The sequence below is a fragment of the Kribbia dieselivorans NBRC 106261 genome, from assembly GCF_001552435.1.
GTDB classification, from domain to species: domain Bacteria; phylum Actinomycetota; class Actinomycetes; order Actinomycetales; family Dermatophilaceae; genus Kribbia; species Kribbia dieselivorans.
The window spans coordinates 1-613 of the sequence record NZ_BCRE01000305.1 but is presented as its reverse complement, the minus strand read 5'-3'; the positions used below and the strand labels follow the sequence as shown (position 1 = coordinate 613).

Annotated in this window: 1 protein-coding gene; it reads left to right on the top strand. The window is 75.7% G+C overall.

Annotation, left to right across the window (positions count from 1 at the left end; all coding sequences use genetic code 11):
• The coding region (locus KD1_RS17070) for a DUF5719 family protein (RefSeq protein ID WP_217995921.1) at nucleotides 1–605 on the top strand (605 nt) is incomplete at its 5' end.
• Between the last annotated feature and the right edge of the window lie 8 nt (nucleotides 606–613).

The window sequence follows — 613 nt, the reverse complement described above, 5'->3', positions numbered from 1 at the left end:
CGCTGCGCGTGGTCGCCCCGGGGCGTGCGGCCGCCGTGGTCCGCACCCGACTCCTGACCGCCACGGGTCGGGCGTCGCTGCCCGAGGGGGTGCTCACGGTCCCGGCCGGGTCGTCGGCCGAGCTGCCCCTGCCGGACAGTGCCGCGGGTGCCCGCGGCGTCGAGGTCATCTCCGACACACCGGTGCTCGCGGCGGTCGAGCTGCGTCGCGGCACCACCGGCGCACCCTCCGACTACGCTTGGGCCGCCGCCACGACTCCCATCACGACCGTGGCCGGCCTGGCCCTGCCCGGGAACTCGACCGGCGGGACACGCGTGCGGACCCTGACACTGACCGGCGACCCCGATCGCGACGTCCCGGTCGAGATCGTCAGCACCCGCGGCCCGCGCACCATCGTCAAGGACGTGACGCTGGTCAAGGGAGGCACGCGCAACGTCCCGTTGGGCGGCGTCGATGCGCTCTGGGTGCGCCCGCAGGGTCAGGGGGAGGTGCACGCCTCCGTCACGACCACCGTGGGTGAGGGTGACGGAGCAGTGCTGGCCGTGTCACCGGTGCCGGCCACCCGCGTGGCCGCCCGTTCCGGCACCGTCGAGCAGGCTCCCTGACGCGCGGC